The 16,520-nt window shown below is 39.1% G+C and carries 13 protein-coding genes and 1 pseudogene; all 14 read right to left on the bottom strand.

Annotated elements, in window-relative coordinates; all coding sequences use genetic code 11:
* Positions 1-195 (bottom strand): annotated as a pseudogene (locus tag DK861_RS07555) (hypothetical protein); the annotation flags it as partial.
* 36 nt (positions 196-231) lie between these two features.
* The gene (gene tssH, locus DK861_RS07560) at positions 232-2,901 is read right to left on the bottom strand and encodes a type VI secretion system ATPase TssH (RefSeq protein ID WP_109399721.1); all 2,670 of its coding nucleotides are present in this window, start codon (positions 2,899-2,901) and stop codon (positions 232-234) included.
* Between the two features lie 305 nt (positions 2,902-3,206).
* The gene (locus DK861_RS07565; protein WP_109399722.1) at positions 3,207-3,698 is read right to left on the bottom strand and encodes an Hcp family type VI secretion system effector; all 492 of its coding nucleotides are present in this window, start codon (positions 3,696-3,698) and stop codon (positions 3,207-3,209) included.
* Between the two features lie 22 nt (positions 3,699-3,720).
* On the bottom strand, positions 3,721-5,439 hold the full coding sequence (locus DK861_RS07570) for an OmpA family protein (protein WP_239452148.1): 1,719 nt from the start codon (positions 5,437-5,439) through the stop codon (positions 3,721-3,723).
* A complete protein-coding gene (tssL, locus tag DK861_RS07575; protein WP_109399724.1) occupies positions 5,439-6,107 on the bottom strand; it encodes a type VI secretion system protein TssL, short form in 669 nt (222 codons plus the stop codon). Before tssL ends, DK861_RS07570 begins: the two co-directional genes overlap by 1 nt.
* Positions 6,104-7,441, bottom strand: a complete 1,338-nt coding sequence (gene tssK, locus DK861_RS07580) for a type VI secretion system baseplate subunit TssK (protein WP_109399725.1) — start codon at positions 7,439-7,441, stop codon at positions 6,104-6,106. Before tssK ends, tssL begins: the two co-directional genes overlap by 4 nt.
* Positions 7,442-7,453: 12 nt before the next feature.
* Positions 7,454-9,001, bottom strand: a complete 1,548-nt coding sequence (tssC, locus tag DK861_RS07585) for a type VI secretion system contractile sheath large subunit (protein ID WP_109399726.1) — start codon at positions 8,999-9,001, stop codon at positions 7,454-7,456.
* Between the two features lie 23 nt (positions 9,002-9,024).
* Positions 9,025-9,522, bottom strand: a complete 498-nt coding sequence (gene tssB / locus DK861_RS07590; RefSeq protein ID WP_072063430.1) for a type VI secretion system contractile sheath small subunit — start codon at positions 9,520-9,522, stop codon at positions 9,025-9,027.
* 705 nt (positions 9,523-10,227) lie between these two features.
* Positions 10,228-10,809: a DJ-1/PfpI family protein gene (locus tag DK861_RS07595; protein WP_006533859.1), complete on the bottom strand. Its 582-nt coding sequence runs from the start codon at positions 10,807-10,809 to the stop codon at positions 10,228-10,230.
* 5 nt (positions 10,810-10,814) lie between these two features.
* Entirely contained in the window at positions 10,815-11,456 is a 642-nt protein-coding gene (locus DK861_RS07600) for a bifunctional 4-hydroxy-2-oxoglutarate aldolase/2-dehydro-3-deoxy-phosphogluconate aldolase (RefSeq protein ID WP_006533858.1), read from the bottom strand.
* A complete protein-coding gene (locus DK861_RS07605; protein WP_109399727.1) occupies positions 11,437-12,408 on the bottom strand; it encodes a sugar kinase in 972 nt (323 codons plus the stop codon). The genes DK861_RS07600 and DK861_RS07605 overlap by 20 nt, the downstream gene beginning before the upstream one ends.
* Positions 12,405-13,259, bottom strand: coding sequence for a tagatose bisphosphate family class II aldolase (locus DK861_RS07610; RefSeq protein WP_109399728.1), 855 nt, complete (start codon positions 13,257-13,259; stop codon positions 12,405-12,407). Before DK861_RS07610 ends, DK861_RS07605 begins: the two co-directional genes overlap by 4 nt.
* 113 nt (positions 13,260-13,372) lie before the next feature.
* Positions 13,373-14,848, bottom strand: a complete 1,476-nt coding sequence (locus DK861_RS07615) for a DUF2264 domain-containing protein (protein ID WP_109399729.1) — start codon at positions 14,846-14,848, stop codon at positions 13,373-13,375.
* Positions 14,849-14,902: 54 nt separating this feature from the next.
* Positions 14,903-16,513: a sulfatase-like hydrolase/transferase gene (locus tag DK861_RS07620; protein WP_109399730.1), complete on the bottom strand. Its 1,611-nt coding sequence runs from the start codon at positions 16,511-16,513 to the stop codon at positions 14,903-14,905.
* Positions 16,514-16,520: the final 7 nt, after the last annotated feature.

The following is a 16,520-nucleotide window of genomic DNA, read 5'->3' on the forward strand; positions in this document are numbered from 1 at the left end:
ACCGCCTTTGCCATAATAGCCATTAACCTTAAACCAATTTACCGAGGTGCCTTTGACATGGTTAAACCCGTGTAAATTTCCAGCAAGGTAGTCATCTTTTGGTTTTTTCTTGGGGAACAGCAGTGAGCTTACTGCGATAATGGCAAGAATAACGATAACCACCATGACTTTTTTACGGGTTAATTTTATAGGCATACTTAGATTTCTCTATTCCTTAATAATATGCATTGATCAATGCGGCAACTCATCACTAAAACTCAACGTAATACCTTCTTCTTCATTAAAGCCCAAAATGACATATTGCGATTTTTCAGTACTGGCTTGGCGCAAAAGAAGCTGTTGGCTAAGAATAGGCAGGATCTGTTGATTAAGTAGACTATCGATATTTCGTGCACCTGTGTCTGGTAATAGACAGGCATCAACAATGGTATCGTAGAGCGTTTCTTCGACAATACCTGTTAATCGATAATGGGTATAAAGTCGCTTGATCACATTTTTTAATTTCATCTCAACAATAATGCGTAGTGCTGTTGCATCGAGAGGGCGATAAATTAATGTTTGGAAGCGAGCCAGTAGTGCAGGTTGGAAATGTTCACGCAAAATGGGGCGAAGCGTTTCTTGTAAATCGCTATCGGTGCTTAATGGCGACTCTTCAAGTTGTTGCATTAAATAATCACTACCTAAATTTGCAGTCATTAAAATAACTGTATTACGAAAATCAATTTCACGACCTTCACCATCACGCATAAAGCCTCTATCAAATACTTGATAGAACAGATTTAAAACATCACGATGTGCTTTTTCAACTTCATCCAGTAACACAATACTGTAAGGGCGTTTTCTGACTGCTTCCGTTAATACGCCACCTTGACCGTATCCGACATAACCCGGAGGAGAACCTTTTAATTGACTGACGGTGTGAGCTTCTTGGTATTCAGACATGTTAATTGTGATTAACGATTTTTGGCCGCCAAATAGACATTCTGCCAATGCAAGTGCGGTTTCTGTTTTACCTATACCACTAGGACCCACTAATAAAAAGACACCTTGAGGCCCATTTTCAGAAACTAATCCGGTTCTTGATGCACGTAGACGCTGTGCCAACGCGAGTAGCGCGTTGTCTTGCCCTATAACGTATTTTGATAAGTTACTTTCTAACTCTAATAAGCCAATTTGTTCATCTTTAAGTAGGCTTGAAAGCGGAACACCTGTCCAATCAGCAATAACAGTTGCTACAGTACGAACATCAACATCGGGATTTAATAGCGGAGCGTCTTGTTGTAACTGAATAAGTTGTTGCTGAAGTTGTGCTGAAAGCTTTGCATTTTTAGGATCTTGTCTGCTTTCAATTAACTGACAGATAATCTCTTTTTCTTGTTCAAAGCGCTGTTCTAGTGTTTCGAGTTGAAGTGCTAATTGGGCATCTTGAGAAGATAAATCAGATAATTTTGTTTGATTGGTTAAATCACCGATAGTGATGTCATCTAGTATCGCTTTTTGTTCTAGTTCTAGCGCATAGCGTTTAGCTTTAATTAGGGTAAGCTCTTCAGGTAATGTATCTAAACTCATGCGAATTCTTGCACTTGCTGTATCAAGTAAATCCACTGCTTTATCAGGGAGTTGTCTACCTGTTAAATAACGACGTGATAACGTTACTGCGGCTTTTACGGCATCATCGGTAATATGTACACCATGATATTTGGCATAACGCGATTTAAGTCCCCGTAGCATTAAAAAGGCTTTTTCATCATCGGGTTCATCAACTTTTACGATTTGAAAACGGCGTTCTAATGCGGCATCACGTTCAAAAAATTGTTTGTATTCCGACCAAGTGGTTGCTGCGATTGTGCGTAATTCACCTCGTGCTAATGCAGGTTTTAATAAGTTAGCGGCATCTGCGCCACCGGCTTGGTTACCTGCACCAATAATGGTATGTGCTTCATCAATAAATAATAAAATAGGTGTAGGTGATTGCTGAACAGCATCAATTACATTTTTGAGTCGTTGTTCAAATTCGCCTTTTACTCCTGCTCCCGCTTGTAATAGGCCTAAATCCAGAGTGCGTAATGAAGTGGTTTGTAAACTGATAGGGACATTTTTCTCAGCAATTCGCAGTGCAAGCCCTTCGACTAATGCTGTTTTACCAACCCCTGGCTCACCAACAAGAATAGGGTTGTTTTTACGACGACGAGAGAGTATATCGACCATTTGACGGATTTCATCGTCACGACCAAATACAGGGTCAATCTCACCAAGACGCGCTTTTTCAGTGACATCAATCGTGAACTTATTTAATACAGCTAGTAGTGCTTCACTTAATGTATGACCAATAATGGTGTTGTCAGGGGAAGTTGAAGGGTGATCGCTATTTTCGTGGTCTAGGTTATTTTCAGCAGTATGATTATGCACCGCAATTTGTTGAACTTCAGGTCTTTCATCTGATTGGGCATCAAGTAAAGGTCTTAATCGTTGTAGCTGTGTTTCACCCAATGTCATTAAAGGCCAGAGTGCATCGAGTTGAACTAATGCGGGCTGTTTTGTCATGGTGTGTAAGAGGTGTACGCTGCGAATTTGTTCGATATCTTCATCAAGAGAAGCAATTACCCATGCATTTTTAATCAGTTCTAATAAGGGTTTGGATAATTGAGGTCGGCTACGTACTGAGCGAGGTAATTTATCAATTGCGTCAAGTAAGTCTTGCCAAAGTGCTGATAAATCCCATTCATAGCGACGAGCTAAAACAGTGATATCGCTTTCACCTAGCTCTAGAATTTTTAATAACCAGTGTTCAATAGTGACTTCTGCATGGGCGCGGGTTTGGCATAATGATGCCGCAGCTTCCAGCGCTTTTGCACAATAAGGATTTAATCGACGCAATAGCATAACAGATTGATTTTCCATGTTTTCTCCCAGTAATGAAGTCCCTATTGAGGGAATTTAGGTACGCTACCGCCCCTAGCCATAGACCGAGGCTCATAAGGTTATATTCTTCATATTTCAAGCTGTAGCGTTGTTGACTACATTCACTCGCATTAGTCACATTTATGTATGTTCCTAGCGACTCACTCATTTGTCGCCTAGCTACACCTTGAACTATTTAGAGTATTTACTCGTTGTGCTTTAAGTTATTTAAGATATAAATAAGTAATAGTGTTTGATTTCAATAGGTTTAAAAACAGGCGGTTAACCGCCTGTTTGTTTTGGTTTTACGCAGTGGCACGTTCATTCCATGAATCTGAATGAATGATATTTCCGTCTTTGTAAGTCCAAGTGATTTTTTCGTAACGCAATTCAATTTCTTCGAGGTGATTGTGTTTCTCTTTGGTTGGATCTTTGATGTTGTGCATCTTAGGCGCTACTTTGACTACTTTGACGTTTTCAAGTGTGGTATTGAAATATTCAACTTCTTGGCCTGCGTCATCGATGCGATACCACTTAAACTCTGCCTTTTTCAATGTTTGTCCAGTTGTCACTGCCTTGTATAGATACGGGCTGGAAGCATCAATTTCTTTGACAAAAATAAAGGGGGTATGGATACGTGTACCGGTTAATTTGCCAGTATTGTTATCTGTTGGAATATACAAGTTGTGATCTTGAGCAACGACTTCAATACTGCCTTCACGATCTTGAACATTCACAGAGCCTTTGATATCCGCATTACCGTCATCTTTTAACCAGAGGTATACAGGAATAGCCATTTTTACATCTCCTTTTTAAGGGTTAGTTGCCACCATCCTTCAGTGGCGTAAGGTCATCAGCTAATACCTGACAAGCGTCAGCTTGAGGTATCAGGCGAATTTCAACTCGACGATTACGAGCTCGTCCATCCAGTGTTGAGTTATCTGCAACGGGCTGATGTTGGCCATATCCTTGTACTGCAAAGCAAGAGGGGGCGATATCACTGGTTTTGATCATCCAGTCACGTACGGCTTCAGCTCGTTTAAGAGAAAGTTTTTGGTTTAAATTGGGATTACCGGTGTTGTCGGTGTATCCAGAAATAACAATTAACCAGCCAGGTTTGGCTTTTATATTGATAAGCGCATCAACAAGCACTTTGGTGGCTTCATTTTTTAATTTGTATTGACCTGAAGCGAAGAGAGCCAGACTATCTAGCGTCACCATTTCAGGAACTTCTTGTACGATGATAGGTGCTGGTGGTTGTGGGGGAGCCCATGAACTGAGCAAGGCATGCAAATAAGGTAAGATGTTATTTCCTTGATATAACGCTAAAGAATAGCGAGCAGGAATACCTTCTCGTTGCCAATGAGAGAGAAATGTCGCATCTGAAAGTAACTGTTGATAAGCCACTTTTTTAGGTTCTAAATTCTCATCGCTAATACTTTTAAAGTGATTGATATCATTACTATTATCGTAGATTAATTGCTTGTTATGGTGATAGCTACCAGAGAGCGCACCAATAAGAAATAATCCACAAATCATGCCAATAACACCAAAGGTAGTTTCTATTTTTAATAAATTGACATCGTAAGTGAGTTTATCAATCACAATGTCTGGTAAGGGTAATTCGTCATTATTATTTGATGTTTTGATGATCGTCGGAAATAACGTGGTTTTATGGTGAATAAATTGAGCCCAACTATTATTTGAAATGGTAGGAACAGTTGTAAATTGCATTGCCCAAGCAACAGGTATGAGACTCGGAGTACCTGACTGAGCAACTGTAAGCAGAGGAATAAATTCACTTTTTAACCAAGCGAGTAATTGATCAAGCCAGAGAGACATGGTGAGTTGGTTTTCAGTTTGCTCTCTATTTTGTGATAACCATGTTGAAATTGATTGAGTTGCCAGATTATCAGAGATAACAAGTAACTCTGGTTGGTCATTTAAATAGATAATCCACGGTGCTATGTCATCAAAATGTGAATTGAGATAATTAACTGGAGAGTTAAGATAAAGTGTCACCCAAAAAGGTAATGTTTTACCTGCTTTTTTATTGCTTTCATGAATAGCACGACGCCAATTAAGAGTTTCTTGAGTCACTTCTTCTTGCTGTAATTGTTGTTCAGGTAATAAAGCGTATAACAGTGATAATTGACGTAATTGTAAGGGGGCAATATCAACAATATGTTGAGTGATGTTGATCAAATCAATAGGAGAGGCAGCGCGAATATACCAACCTTTCGCTGTTTCCCGATAGGTTTGGTTATCATGAAAAAGCATTTGTGATTGACCACAAACAATAATAACAGCGCCTTGATAGTTATCAGGAGGGAGCAGATTTGTAAGCGTATTTTTAAGGTAGGGAGTACTTTTCTGCTGACGGAAAAACCAGACGCATAAAGTGAGTGTGACAATACAAATAAAGGCCGTCAGAAAAAGGGAGATCTCTTTACCAAAAGACCAAAATCCCCAAAGCAACCACAATAATAAGCTTGCTGAAAACAATGTAATACACTGTTTTATCCTATTTTTTTGCATCACTTTCCTTGAATTACCCATTGTTGAAGTAAATTTTCTAATGACACAGAAAAACCCCACCACAGCATGGCAAGCACCACAATTCCCCCAAACCAACCTAGCCAATAAATATGACGACGATTTATACGAGGCTTGGGTTTCATCACTAAAGGTAAATCATTTGATAGTGCATAGGCGGGAAGTTGAGTATTGAGTTGCTCAATAATTTTTTCACGTTCAGGGGCATTGGTTTGGCGATATTTACCAACAAAGCCCAGTGTAATCACACGGTGAAAACAGATAAGTACATCATGGTTAGGCGCTGGCTCATTTAATAAATTACGCAACCTATCCCATAGTTTGTCACCTGCTTCTAATGTATTGAAATACTTGGCTTGTAATGGGGATTGTATCCACTGAATGTAACCGTCATCACGCTCGGTACGATTCATCACGCTTTCATCAATTAATGCACATTGTGCATAAAGCATATTTTCGATGGCAGATTGGGAATAGCCTTTTTCTGTGAGTTGTCGGCGTGTTTTATCAATATGTTCACAGACGCGTTGATAGAAGGCTTTGCCATCAGTAATTTCAGCACCTTGACGTAGCTGACATACCATTAACCAAGTATCAGCAAAAAGCATATCAATCATGTTATTTTTAGCTGTTCTTGTATTCGTTATCATGAGCGAAGTACCGCAAAAAGTTCTAGCTGAATTTCACCTAATGTTCCTGGCACATAAAAAGCACAGTGACCTGAAGAGAGCATGGCTTGACCAGCTGAATTATTGAGTTCAAGTGCAAAATAGTGATTTTCTAAACGCAGTGGGATAGCGGCAGGAACATGTGTTAACGGCTGTAATGGAATACCATTAAGTGCGACGTTAACCACACTAGCAACATCGTCATTACTACCCGCTTTACAAAGCAATGGAAACTGAGTGATCAACAAATGAGCTGGCAATGCAGAACGTACTGAAAGATAGAAATCAGCATCTTCGCGTAGGCGAGGATCATGCAATTCGCCACGCCAGAATGGCCCTTCTTTATCAAGAGCAATACTAATCACACGTGAAGGTAAACTCGCTTCTAACAGAGTATTCAGTAAGCTAAATAACGGTGGAAAAACCTGTTCAGGAAATGAGTGTTGATAAAGCGGAATATCACCATTTTCATGGTCGAGTGAAAATGTCAGTAGTGCACCCGCTAGACGTACTAATTCACGATAAAGAAGCTCTGGATGACGCCCCATTGATGAGAGTAATTCACTTAATACAGGCTCAGCACTGTTTATCGCATTTAGTAGCCAAAAGAGCGAGACATCAGCGACAGCAAAATCAGCCATCTGCTCATTATTTTCACGGCGCATAGTCATTAGGCGGCGACGCTTGGCGACTAAACGATGCATGAATTCTGAGAATAATGTGGTTAATTCATCGCTTGCACTACAACTCAATAATGGGGGAATAAAGTGTTTATCTATTTCCCATGCACCTTGGGCATTACGGATTAATCGAGCGATGGGACAAGTCATGTATGCGCTATTTTCTTCATGAGCATAACGCAAAGTAATATTGTGCCTTAACACGGCGATATCCGTCTGTTCTTGACCAATTAAATCTTGTACTTTCATCCACTCTTGATAGAACGGTTGTGGCCTATCAGAGCGTCCTTCTTGCATAAGATTGCCACCATTAGCCAGTAATAGAGGTAATGCGAGAACGATATCAAGTGTTTGATGTTGTGAGTAATGGCTAAGCTCATTAACGGGCGGTAAGTTGTCAGCTAGCGTCGTATCAACTAGCGTGCCGTCAGGAAAACGCACAATTAATTTTTGTGCGCTAAGGCGTGAAATAGTTAAAGCACTTTCATCAAACTCAGCACAAATTACGCCCCATGTTGATGCAATCGTCATATTGGCAATAGTGCTAGTGAGATAGCTATCCCATCTTGCTTGTTGTTGAAATTGCTGAGGAGCCAAAAAGGCCCCATCACTCCAGAGGGGGCGGTATATTTTCATCCGTGTTTCACCTTATGCTTTCGCTTTTGGCATTTGAGATACTAACGAGAGATCGACATCCATTCCTTCCACTTGGAAGTGAGGAACGGCATACAGCTTCACTCTGAAAAAGCCAGGATTATCTTCAATATCTTCGACTACCACTTTAGCATCACGAAGCGGGTGAGATGCTTGCAAATCATCACTTGGATCAGTCATTTCGGTCACTAAACTACGAACCCAATTATTCAACTCAAGTTCTAATAAACGACGATCTTTTGTCGTACCAATATTTTCACGTTGAATTAATTTCAGATAATGGGCAATTCGGGAAAGGAGGAAAATATAAGGTAAACGCGCATTGATACGGCTATTCGCTGTTGCATCAGATGTTTCATAAATAGCAGGTTTTTGCGCAGAGTTTGCAGAGAAGAAACAAGAATAATCACGGTTTTTATAGTAAGACAATGGAATAAAACCGAGATTGGCAAATTCAAATTCTCGTGTTTCAGGGATCATCACTTCAGATGGAATTTTGACCTGACTCCCTGTTCCTAAATCAAAAAGATGAATAGGTAAATCTTTTACCGCACCACCTGCTTGAGGGCCACGAATTTGTACACACCAACCATTGTTAATAAAGCTTTTAACCATATTGGCAGCAAAAGCAAAGGTTGCATTTGTCCACAAATATTTTTCATGGTCTGGACCTTTTACTTCTTCAATATAATTAAAGCTACGTACAGGAATGGTGTCTGGTCCATAAGGAAGACGACCTAAAACGCGCGGCATCGTCAAGCCAATATAGCGGGCATCATCAGAGTCACGGAAAGATTTCCATTTGATGTATTCAGCACGGTCAAAGTAGTTACTGATGTCTTTAATGGCAGCAACTTCTTCCATGGATTCTTTACCAAAAAAGGCTGGACCAACAGAACCTATGAATGGCATATGTGCAGAAGCTGAAACTTTCGCAATATTACGTAGTAAAGCGATATCTTGAGGACCACGATCAAACTCATAGTTAGAGATAATAGCCGCAATAGGTTCGCCACCTGGAGTATCGTATTCTTCGATATAAGTATGGTGATATAGACCGCTTTGAATTGTTTCTGGGCAATCCTCAAAATCTTGGCGTAAATCATCTTTAGCTATATCGAGTAGCTCAATTCTAACGTTTTGACGAAAATCAGTGCGATCAACTAAGAATTTTAACCCACGCCATGCGGATTCAATTTTTTGAAATTCAGCGTGATGCATGACTTCATCAAGTTGTTGGCTAATTTGTCTATCTAGATCAGCAATATGGTGATCAAGTAAGTTTCGGTCTAAACGTTCGACTTTTTGACCTGAGGATTTTAGACGATCGAGAAAAACTTGAACGGCAATAGTAACGCGCTCATTTGCTGTTGTATCTGCCAAAGCACTGTTGTCTTGGAAGATATTAATATCACTTACCTGAGAAACAGGTGTGAGATTAATTTTTTCAAAGAGTGAGGCGTAAACACCGCTATTCGCGGACTCATCAAGTACTGTTGTTGTACTTTTTGAAATACTTTCGCTATTAACTGACATAAGCATAATCCTGTAATGATAAAACCTAATTAGTCTTTTTTCGGTGCGAGTTGAGATAATTCCTCGCGTAGTTCATCACTTAATGCAGGATCTTTAAGGATATTTTCGAGTTCACGGCGAAAAGTGATGTTATCAAGGAGGTTAGACTTTAAGTCACGTAAGAGATTACGCATTGCTAACATGGCGCGTAGTTGAGGTATCTGGCGAGCAACTTGTTCCGGTTCAAAGTCTGCCATCTCTTTAAATGACAGATTAATGTTTTCCTCGCTACCATCATTAGCTAATGTATTTTTTACAGTAAGATTGACGGAAGGGGAAAATTCAGTAAGTACATTGTTGAAGTTATTTTTATTAATGTTGACCTTTTCTCTTTCTGAAAGAACGCGTTTATCCTTTCCGTTGCTGTAGTCGCCGATAGACAATAGTTTTAAAGGCAACTCAACTTTTTTCTGTGCACCACCTGTATGTAAGTCAAGTTTTATATTTACCCGAGCTTTAGGCACTTCATTTTGAAAACTATCTGACATAATAAAATCCTTGTATTAAACGAATAAAGGATCTCTTGAGAGTGGGGGATATTAAGTAATTTCACTACCAAGAAATTTATTTTAAGGCATACCTTCTTATATTAAATAAAATTAAATAAATCAATTTATCTTAATATTTTTAAGAGGTATCTCTAAAATTAAAATGAAATAGAAAGAAAATACCTCATAAATAATTAGAGGCACATTCCAAATAAACATCATATATTGATGTTTATTCTATATATTATTTTATTTTTCAATTAAATATTTCTTGATTAAGTTGTTTATGTTGGCTTGACTAGTATATACACATAGTAGGCGTTCTTATTGGTAATCCGTTGTTATTATTACTATCGTTATTAAGTAATATACTGGATGATAAGAGAATAGAAATAAAGCAATGACACTCTTTAAATCTTAAACTTTAATACTTTTATTTCTAAATATTGATTATTAAGTAAAAAAGAGCTATTTAATTTCCTTTCTTTCATTCTTTTTTTGATTAATTAATGTGTGATTTTATAAATACTTTGATTAAATTAGAAGGAAATCAGATAAAACTATTTTCGAGATAAATCCCAATAATAGAGCTAGCAATTATTGAGGGTATTTGGGAGAAAAGGAATTATCGTTTTATGATGATAATTAAAATGAAAATATAAAGGGGCATAACCCCCTTTATATCGTTAATAATAATTAATTTAGCTACTTTAGGTAATCTAATGGCCAATGTTTGAAATAAATATGATTAGCTTGCCAGTCTACTTTTTCTGTATTGTCGTTTAATAAATGGCGAGCCACGGTAAAGGCAAATTCAAAACTTACACCTAATCCTTTTGCACTGATAAATTTTCCATCGACAACAACATCTTGATCAAGATAATTGCCATCATCATATTTATCTGCCAATTTATCACCTGTACTGTAATGACGACCTTCAAGAAGATGATGTGCCGCTAATACTTTTGCTCCTGAAGAGCATAGTGCACAAATATATTTATCTTCAGCAATATGGCGTTTAATAAATTGAATAACTTGCTCGTTAGCGCATAAACGATCGGTGCCTTTAGGACCTCCCGGCATCATTATTGCGTCATAGCTATGTGTCAGTTTTTCAGTTAATAAAAAATCAGCACTGATTTTAGTTTCAAAATAAGTATTTAATACCAAACTATCCATGCAAGAAAGTACATCAACATGAATATCAAGACGGCGCATGATATCAATAAAAACAACAGCTTCACCTTCTTCAAATCCATCAGCTAATAAAACGGCAACCTGTTTCATTTTATTTATCCCTTATCTGTTTTTAGTAATGAGTGGATATTTTGAATATGATTAACAATGGTTTGTTTATCTTGTTTATCAATCGTGTCTGCTGTGGCAATCCAGCTTCCTCCGCAAGCAACAACTTGTGGAATAGCAAGATAATCACTCACGTTATTTAAACTAATGCCACCCGTTGGCATAAATTGTACTTGTGCGTAAGGTGCCGCAAGTGCTTTTAGCATTTTTACACCGCCAGAGGCTTCTGCTGGGAAGAATTTAACTAAGGTTAGGCCTCTTTCAAGGGCAACTTCTATCTGGCTTGGGTTGTTAATTCCCGGCACAATGTTGATGCCATTATTCAGACAATAATCAACGGTACTTGGGTTATAGCCTGGAGAAATAACAAAGCTAGCCCCAGCTTCTTTTGCCATATCTGCTTGTTGTGCTGTCAGCACGGTTCCTGCGCATAAAATAAGCTCAGGAAAATGCTCATGCATTAGCTTAATAGCTTTAGCTGCCGCAGGTGTACGAAAGGTGATTTCAGCAACAGGTAATTGATTTTGGGTTAGAATTTCACCCAGCCAGATTGCATCTTCAGCGCGATTAATTTGGATCACGGGGATCACTTTCAGTGATGAAAGAGTATCAACAATTGACTGTGTCATGGTTGTCCTTGATTAGTGTGTAGAATGAATCCGTTATTTCATGAGGAATGATAGCGCCATGGTGTTGAATAACGAGTCCGGCTAAGGTGTTTCCCCATAAACAGCAAGTTGGTAAGCGATTATTTTGTAGCCAAGCAGCAATAAAGCCAGCATTAAACGAGTCACCTGCGGCAGTGGTATCAACAACAGAATCTATCGGTTTGGGAGAAATATAGCCCGAATTTTTACCATCAGACCAGAAAGCGCCATGAGCACCGAGTTTGACAATCACGTTTTGATTGCCCCATTGATGAAGGCGTTGTGCAATATCTTGTTCTGTCAAAATGGGTTGTTGCCAAAGCATTTGCTCATCATCCCCCGTAACTAAAGCGATATCGCTAAGTCTGTACAGTTTTTCAAACCACTCTTGTGCATGAGGTATTGAATCCCATAAACGAGGTCGATAATTTGAATCCACAATTAAAGTGAACCCTCGTTGTTTAAGGTGGGTTAATTGCGTGAGTAGAGCCTCTTTACCCTCCTGCGTTAAAATAGCAAGAGAAATTCCGCTGAGATAAATCACACTATTATCAGGTAGTGCATTGAGATTTGTTGTAAAACGGCTATCTGTTGCAATATAACGTGCTGCTGCATCATTACGCCAATAGTGGAAACTGCGCTCACCACAAGCATCAATTTCAATGGCATACAGACCGGGTAGTTTTTCGGGAATAGTAATAACAGATTGGCAGTTGATCCCCTCGTTTTCCCATGCTTTTTGCATTAAGGCACTGTAAGTATCAGTGCCTAAACCTGTCATATAGTACGGATGTAATGAAGGGATGAGTCGTGATAGATAGAGTGCTGTATTTAACGTATCACCACCAAAACGTTGTTGTTGCGGTAAAAAAGGCTGACCACTAAGCTCTATCATACATTCGCCAATAATGGCGACAGTTCTATTTGTTTTCACAGTTTCCCATCACTTTTACAGACACGAATTTTATCTGCAACCACTGCTTTCATTGCAGCTTTGCCCGGCACAAGATAATGACGAGGATCACTTGCATCAGGGTTATCCAAGAAGTACTGCTTGATTGCGTTAGAGAAGGCAATTTTCAGTTCGGTTGCGACGTTAACTTTGCAAATACCTAAATCAATACAACGGCGTACATCAGCATCAGGAATACCCGATGCACCATGAAGAACTAAAGGAATATCTGTTTTTTGGCGAATAATCTCTAAGCGTTCAAAATCGAGATGAGGTTCATGTTTGTACATACCATGTGCTGTACCGATTGCAACGGCTAATGAATCAATGCCAGTTGCTTTAATAAATTGTACTGCTGAATCAGGATCGGTGAATAGGGCATCTTTTGTATCAACGATAAGATCATCTTCCTGTCCACCAAGACGACCTAATTCAGCCTCTACAGTGCAATCCCAATGATGGCAGAAATTAACCACTTCTTTGACAATGCGAATGTTTTCTTCAAAATGAAAATGAGAGGCATCGATCATAGCGGATCGCACACCTGAAGTGACTTTATGACAAATATCAGGAATATCTTCATGGTGATCTAAATGTAGAGCAACTGGGATACGATATTGCTCTGCGGCCTGCTGGCAAATAGAGATCAAATAATCACTACCAGCATAAGCAAACGTGCTTGGTGTACCTGCTAAGATAACAGGTGATGCCATTTCAGCGGCTGTTTCCATCACGACTTGAATCGTTTCCAAGTTATGAATATTAAAAGCAGGCACAGCATAATTTTCACGCTGTGCTTTATTGAGCATATTACGAGTAGAAACCAGATACATGTTTGCCTCTCATCTTTCGTTTAATTACGAATTATAATAAACGAAAGAAATGGAAAGGTAAAAGATCTAAATCACATTTTATTGCCATTACACTGAAAGCAAATGAAAGATGATTAGAAAAAATGTGCCATTTTAGAGCTGTAACTGGTGATCCCTTTGCGTAATAAATTATTTTTCGGTCGTCTTGACTGTCCTATCACGGTTTCAGCGACTTTTTGTGCTAAGGTCTGTTTTTCTAAACGGCGGGTTAATGGCGTTTGCTGAGTGGTATAATCTTCGCAAAAAATGACGTTTACCTCTTGTGTCGCTTTCACTCCAGTCACTAAAGCTTGAATAGCAGGGATTTCGAAATGAAAGTTATCTCTTTCGATAGGTAAAGGAAGTGAAGGTGTTTGCCATAAATTGATACGATCAGCACAATAAAGCGCGATAATCACGGCGCGTAATGACCAAAAACTACTAGCAGGTCCACTGTAGTTATCAACCAAACGAGGATCGTGAGCAAATAAGCCTTGCGTTGGCGCACCATTTTTTAATGCACCTTGAGAAATAAAATAACGTAGACTACTTTCAAAAGCGCGTTTTGCCTCGCCTACTTTGACTGAAGGACAATGTAAATCGACACCCGCTAATAATGGAGCAGAAACGGCAAGGCGATAGCAGGCGCTACGACCAAAAAAAGGAATACCTTTTGGGGTCATAAAATAAAGGTAATGTTGATTAAAGGTGTTAAGTGATTGAGTAATAAATGTCGCATCGAATTGAGGGTCAATTTGTGCTAACCAATACAGTGAATAGTGAAAACCCCACGCATTGTAGTAATCATAATTACCTTTTGCACCATCACGAAACCACCCATCACCAACATAAAACTCTTTTAATCGTTCATAGCGCCAATGGGCAATCGTATCTTTTCCTGTGAGTGCTTTAATGACAAATTGAACGGTAAGAGGGAAGAAATGCCAATTATTATCAACAATTTCACAGTGATTAACTTGTTCGAACCAAGTAATAATTTGTTGTTGTGTTGCAGGTGCTAATGTATCCCACACCCATTCACGACTTATCCAAAGAGTGAGTGCTAAATCAGATGCTTCACAGATCCGTTGATCGTAATCTTCAAGTTTCCCCCAATAGCCTTTATGAAGTGGGTCAGTACCATGAATAAAGCTCTGTGTGATGATTAAAGGTAAGTTGAAAACTTGATGATTTAGTCCTAACAATGTACTTTTCTGGTTGCTAACTATCCATGCAGCAAGTAGAGGAAGTACTCTGCTTACACCTTCAAGAGCATCAGTTCTTGCCGTTTGTTGCCCTGGACTTCCGGGATAATAAGCATGAGAGTAACCCCAGACTTGGTAATGATGAAAAGCCTGTGTGACATACTGTGTCAACATTTCGCATAAAGAGAAAAGTGACTTGTTTTCATCATTAAAAAAGTCAGTGATCGTTTTATCATAGCGACGATAAGCTGATTTCCTGACTAAGCGTCGAATGATATTTTCCTTAAATAAGCGTTGGTAGATTTCTACGTTTGGGTGCTCATAAGGAAGCTTGGGACGTGCTGAAGATGCAATTTTAATAGCCATTTTCGTATCTCAGAAAAAAGACGCATCCTTGCGAAACAAAACGGAAGCTCCGTATTAAGGTTTTGCGGAATCCACTAATATTTGATAGTGGTCTTGTCCCCAAATAACCGGTTTCGGTTTATCTTTGATCCACTGGTAATACGCATTTTTTAGTTCAGCAACTTTTTGTGGATTTTGTTTAGATAAATCAATTGATTCAGCCGGATCTTTTTTATCGTTAAAAAGCTGAGGCTGATTTTTCCCATCATCATAAAAATAGAGCGCCCATTCACCGTCACGTACAGCCCAAGCACCTTTAGAGAGTTTTTCTAAATTAGGATTTGTAGGTGGTGTTTTACGTTGATAGGTTATCCATTGGTGATATCCATGCCAAAACTCTTGGTTTTCTTCACTATAATGTTTAGTGCCTGGGCCTGCCCAATAAAGATAGTTGTGAGGGGATTTTGTTGTTTCGCCTTTAAGTAAAGGCATGATGTTTTTCCCTTCAACGTTTAGATCGTCAGGAATAGTAATACCTGCTGTTTGTAGTGCAGTCGGTAAAATATCAAGTGCGGAAATCATCTCATCACTTTTTGTACCTGCTGGAATGGTACCAGGTTGATAAGCAATAAAAGGAACTCTAACCCCACCATTAAACATTTGTCCTTTAAAGCCTCTATCCATTGCATTCATTGGCATTGGTGATTCATTAACGGCACCATTGTCGGATAAGAAAAAGATAAGTGTATTTTCTAATTCACCATTTGCTTTTAATTTTGCAATTATTTGGCCAATACCTTCATCGGCTGCGTTTAAGGCAGCAAAGTATTTATCTGCTTCAACATTACCCGTATCAAATTTTTCCATATATTTAGCAGGTGACGCTTGTTCCAACGGAATATGAGGAACGCTATAGGAGAGATTAATAAAGAATGGTTTATCTTTATGTTGATCAATAAATTTTAAGGTCTCATCCGTTAATAAATGCGTGGTATAGCCCGGAGCTGGAACATTGACACCATTACGCCAAAATGCAGGCGAATTCCATAAAGCCACACCCGATGCGTAATAGCTAAAGTCATAATCAAAACCTCGTTCATGAGGTGCGTAACCCGCTTCTGGTGTTGAGATCATGTTGTCGTGATAATCGCGGGTTTGTTTACTTTCATTAATTTTCGGTTTGCGGATCACTTTTGCATTGTGCCATTTTCCAATACTGGCTGTGGCATAACCATTTTCTTGGAAAAGTGAAGGCAATAGTTTGATATCTTGGGGAATACCTAAAATGGCATCATCATTACTGTAAGTACCAAAGCTTGCAGGAGAACGCCCAGTAAAAATACCTGCTCGAGAAGGGCCACAAACAGGATGAGCAACAAATGCATTGGTCATTTTGGCACCATTTGTGGCCATTTCACTGACATTTGGCATTGCAATGCGTGCAGCTTCAACCATCTTATTGATATCGCCTTCATAACGTGGCGGTGTTGGTCTTTGTGCTAATTCATCAACATTTAAGGTATCCAGTACAAAATCAAGCTGCCCTGTTCCTAAATCATCCATCACTATCAGTAAAATATTCGGCTTTTCAGGTGTACCGCCTGCATTGGCAGAGATTGGAATGCTTAAACATGACGTAGCAATCAGCCCAGCGAGTAAGCTTTTTTTAACAGAAGGTAAGATCACGAATTGT

The sequence above is a fragment of the Proteus sp. TJ1640 genome, from assembly GCF_003144445.1.
GTDB classification, from domain to species: domain Bacteria; phylum Pseudomonadota; class Gammaproteobacteria; order Enterobacterales; family Enterobacteriaceae; genus Proteus; species Proteus penneri.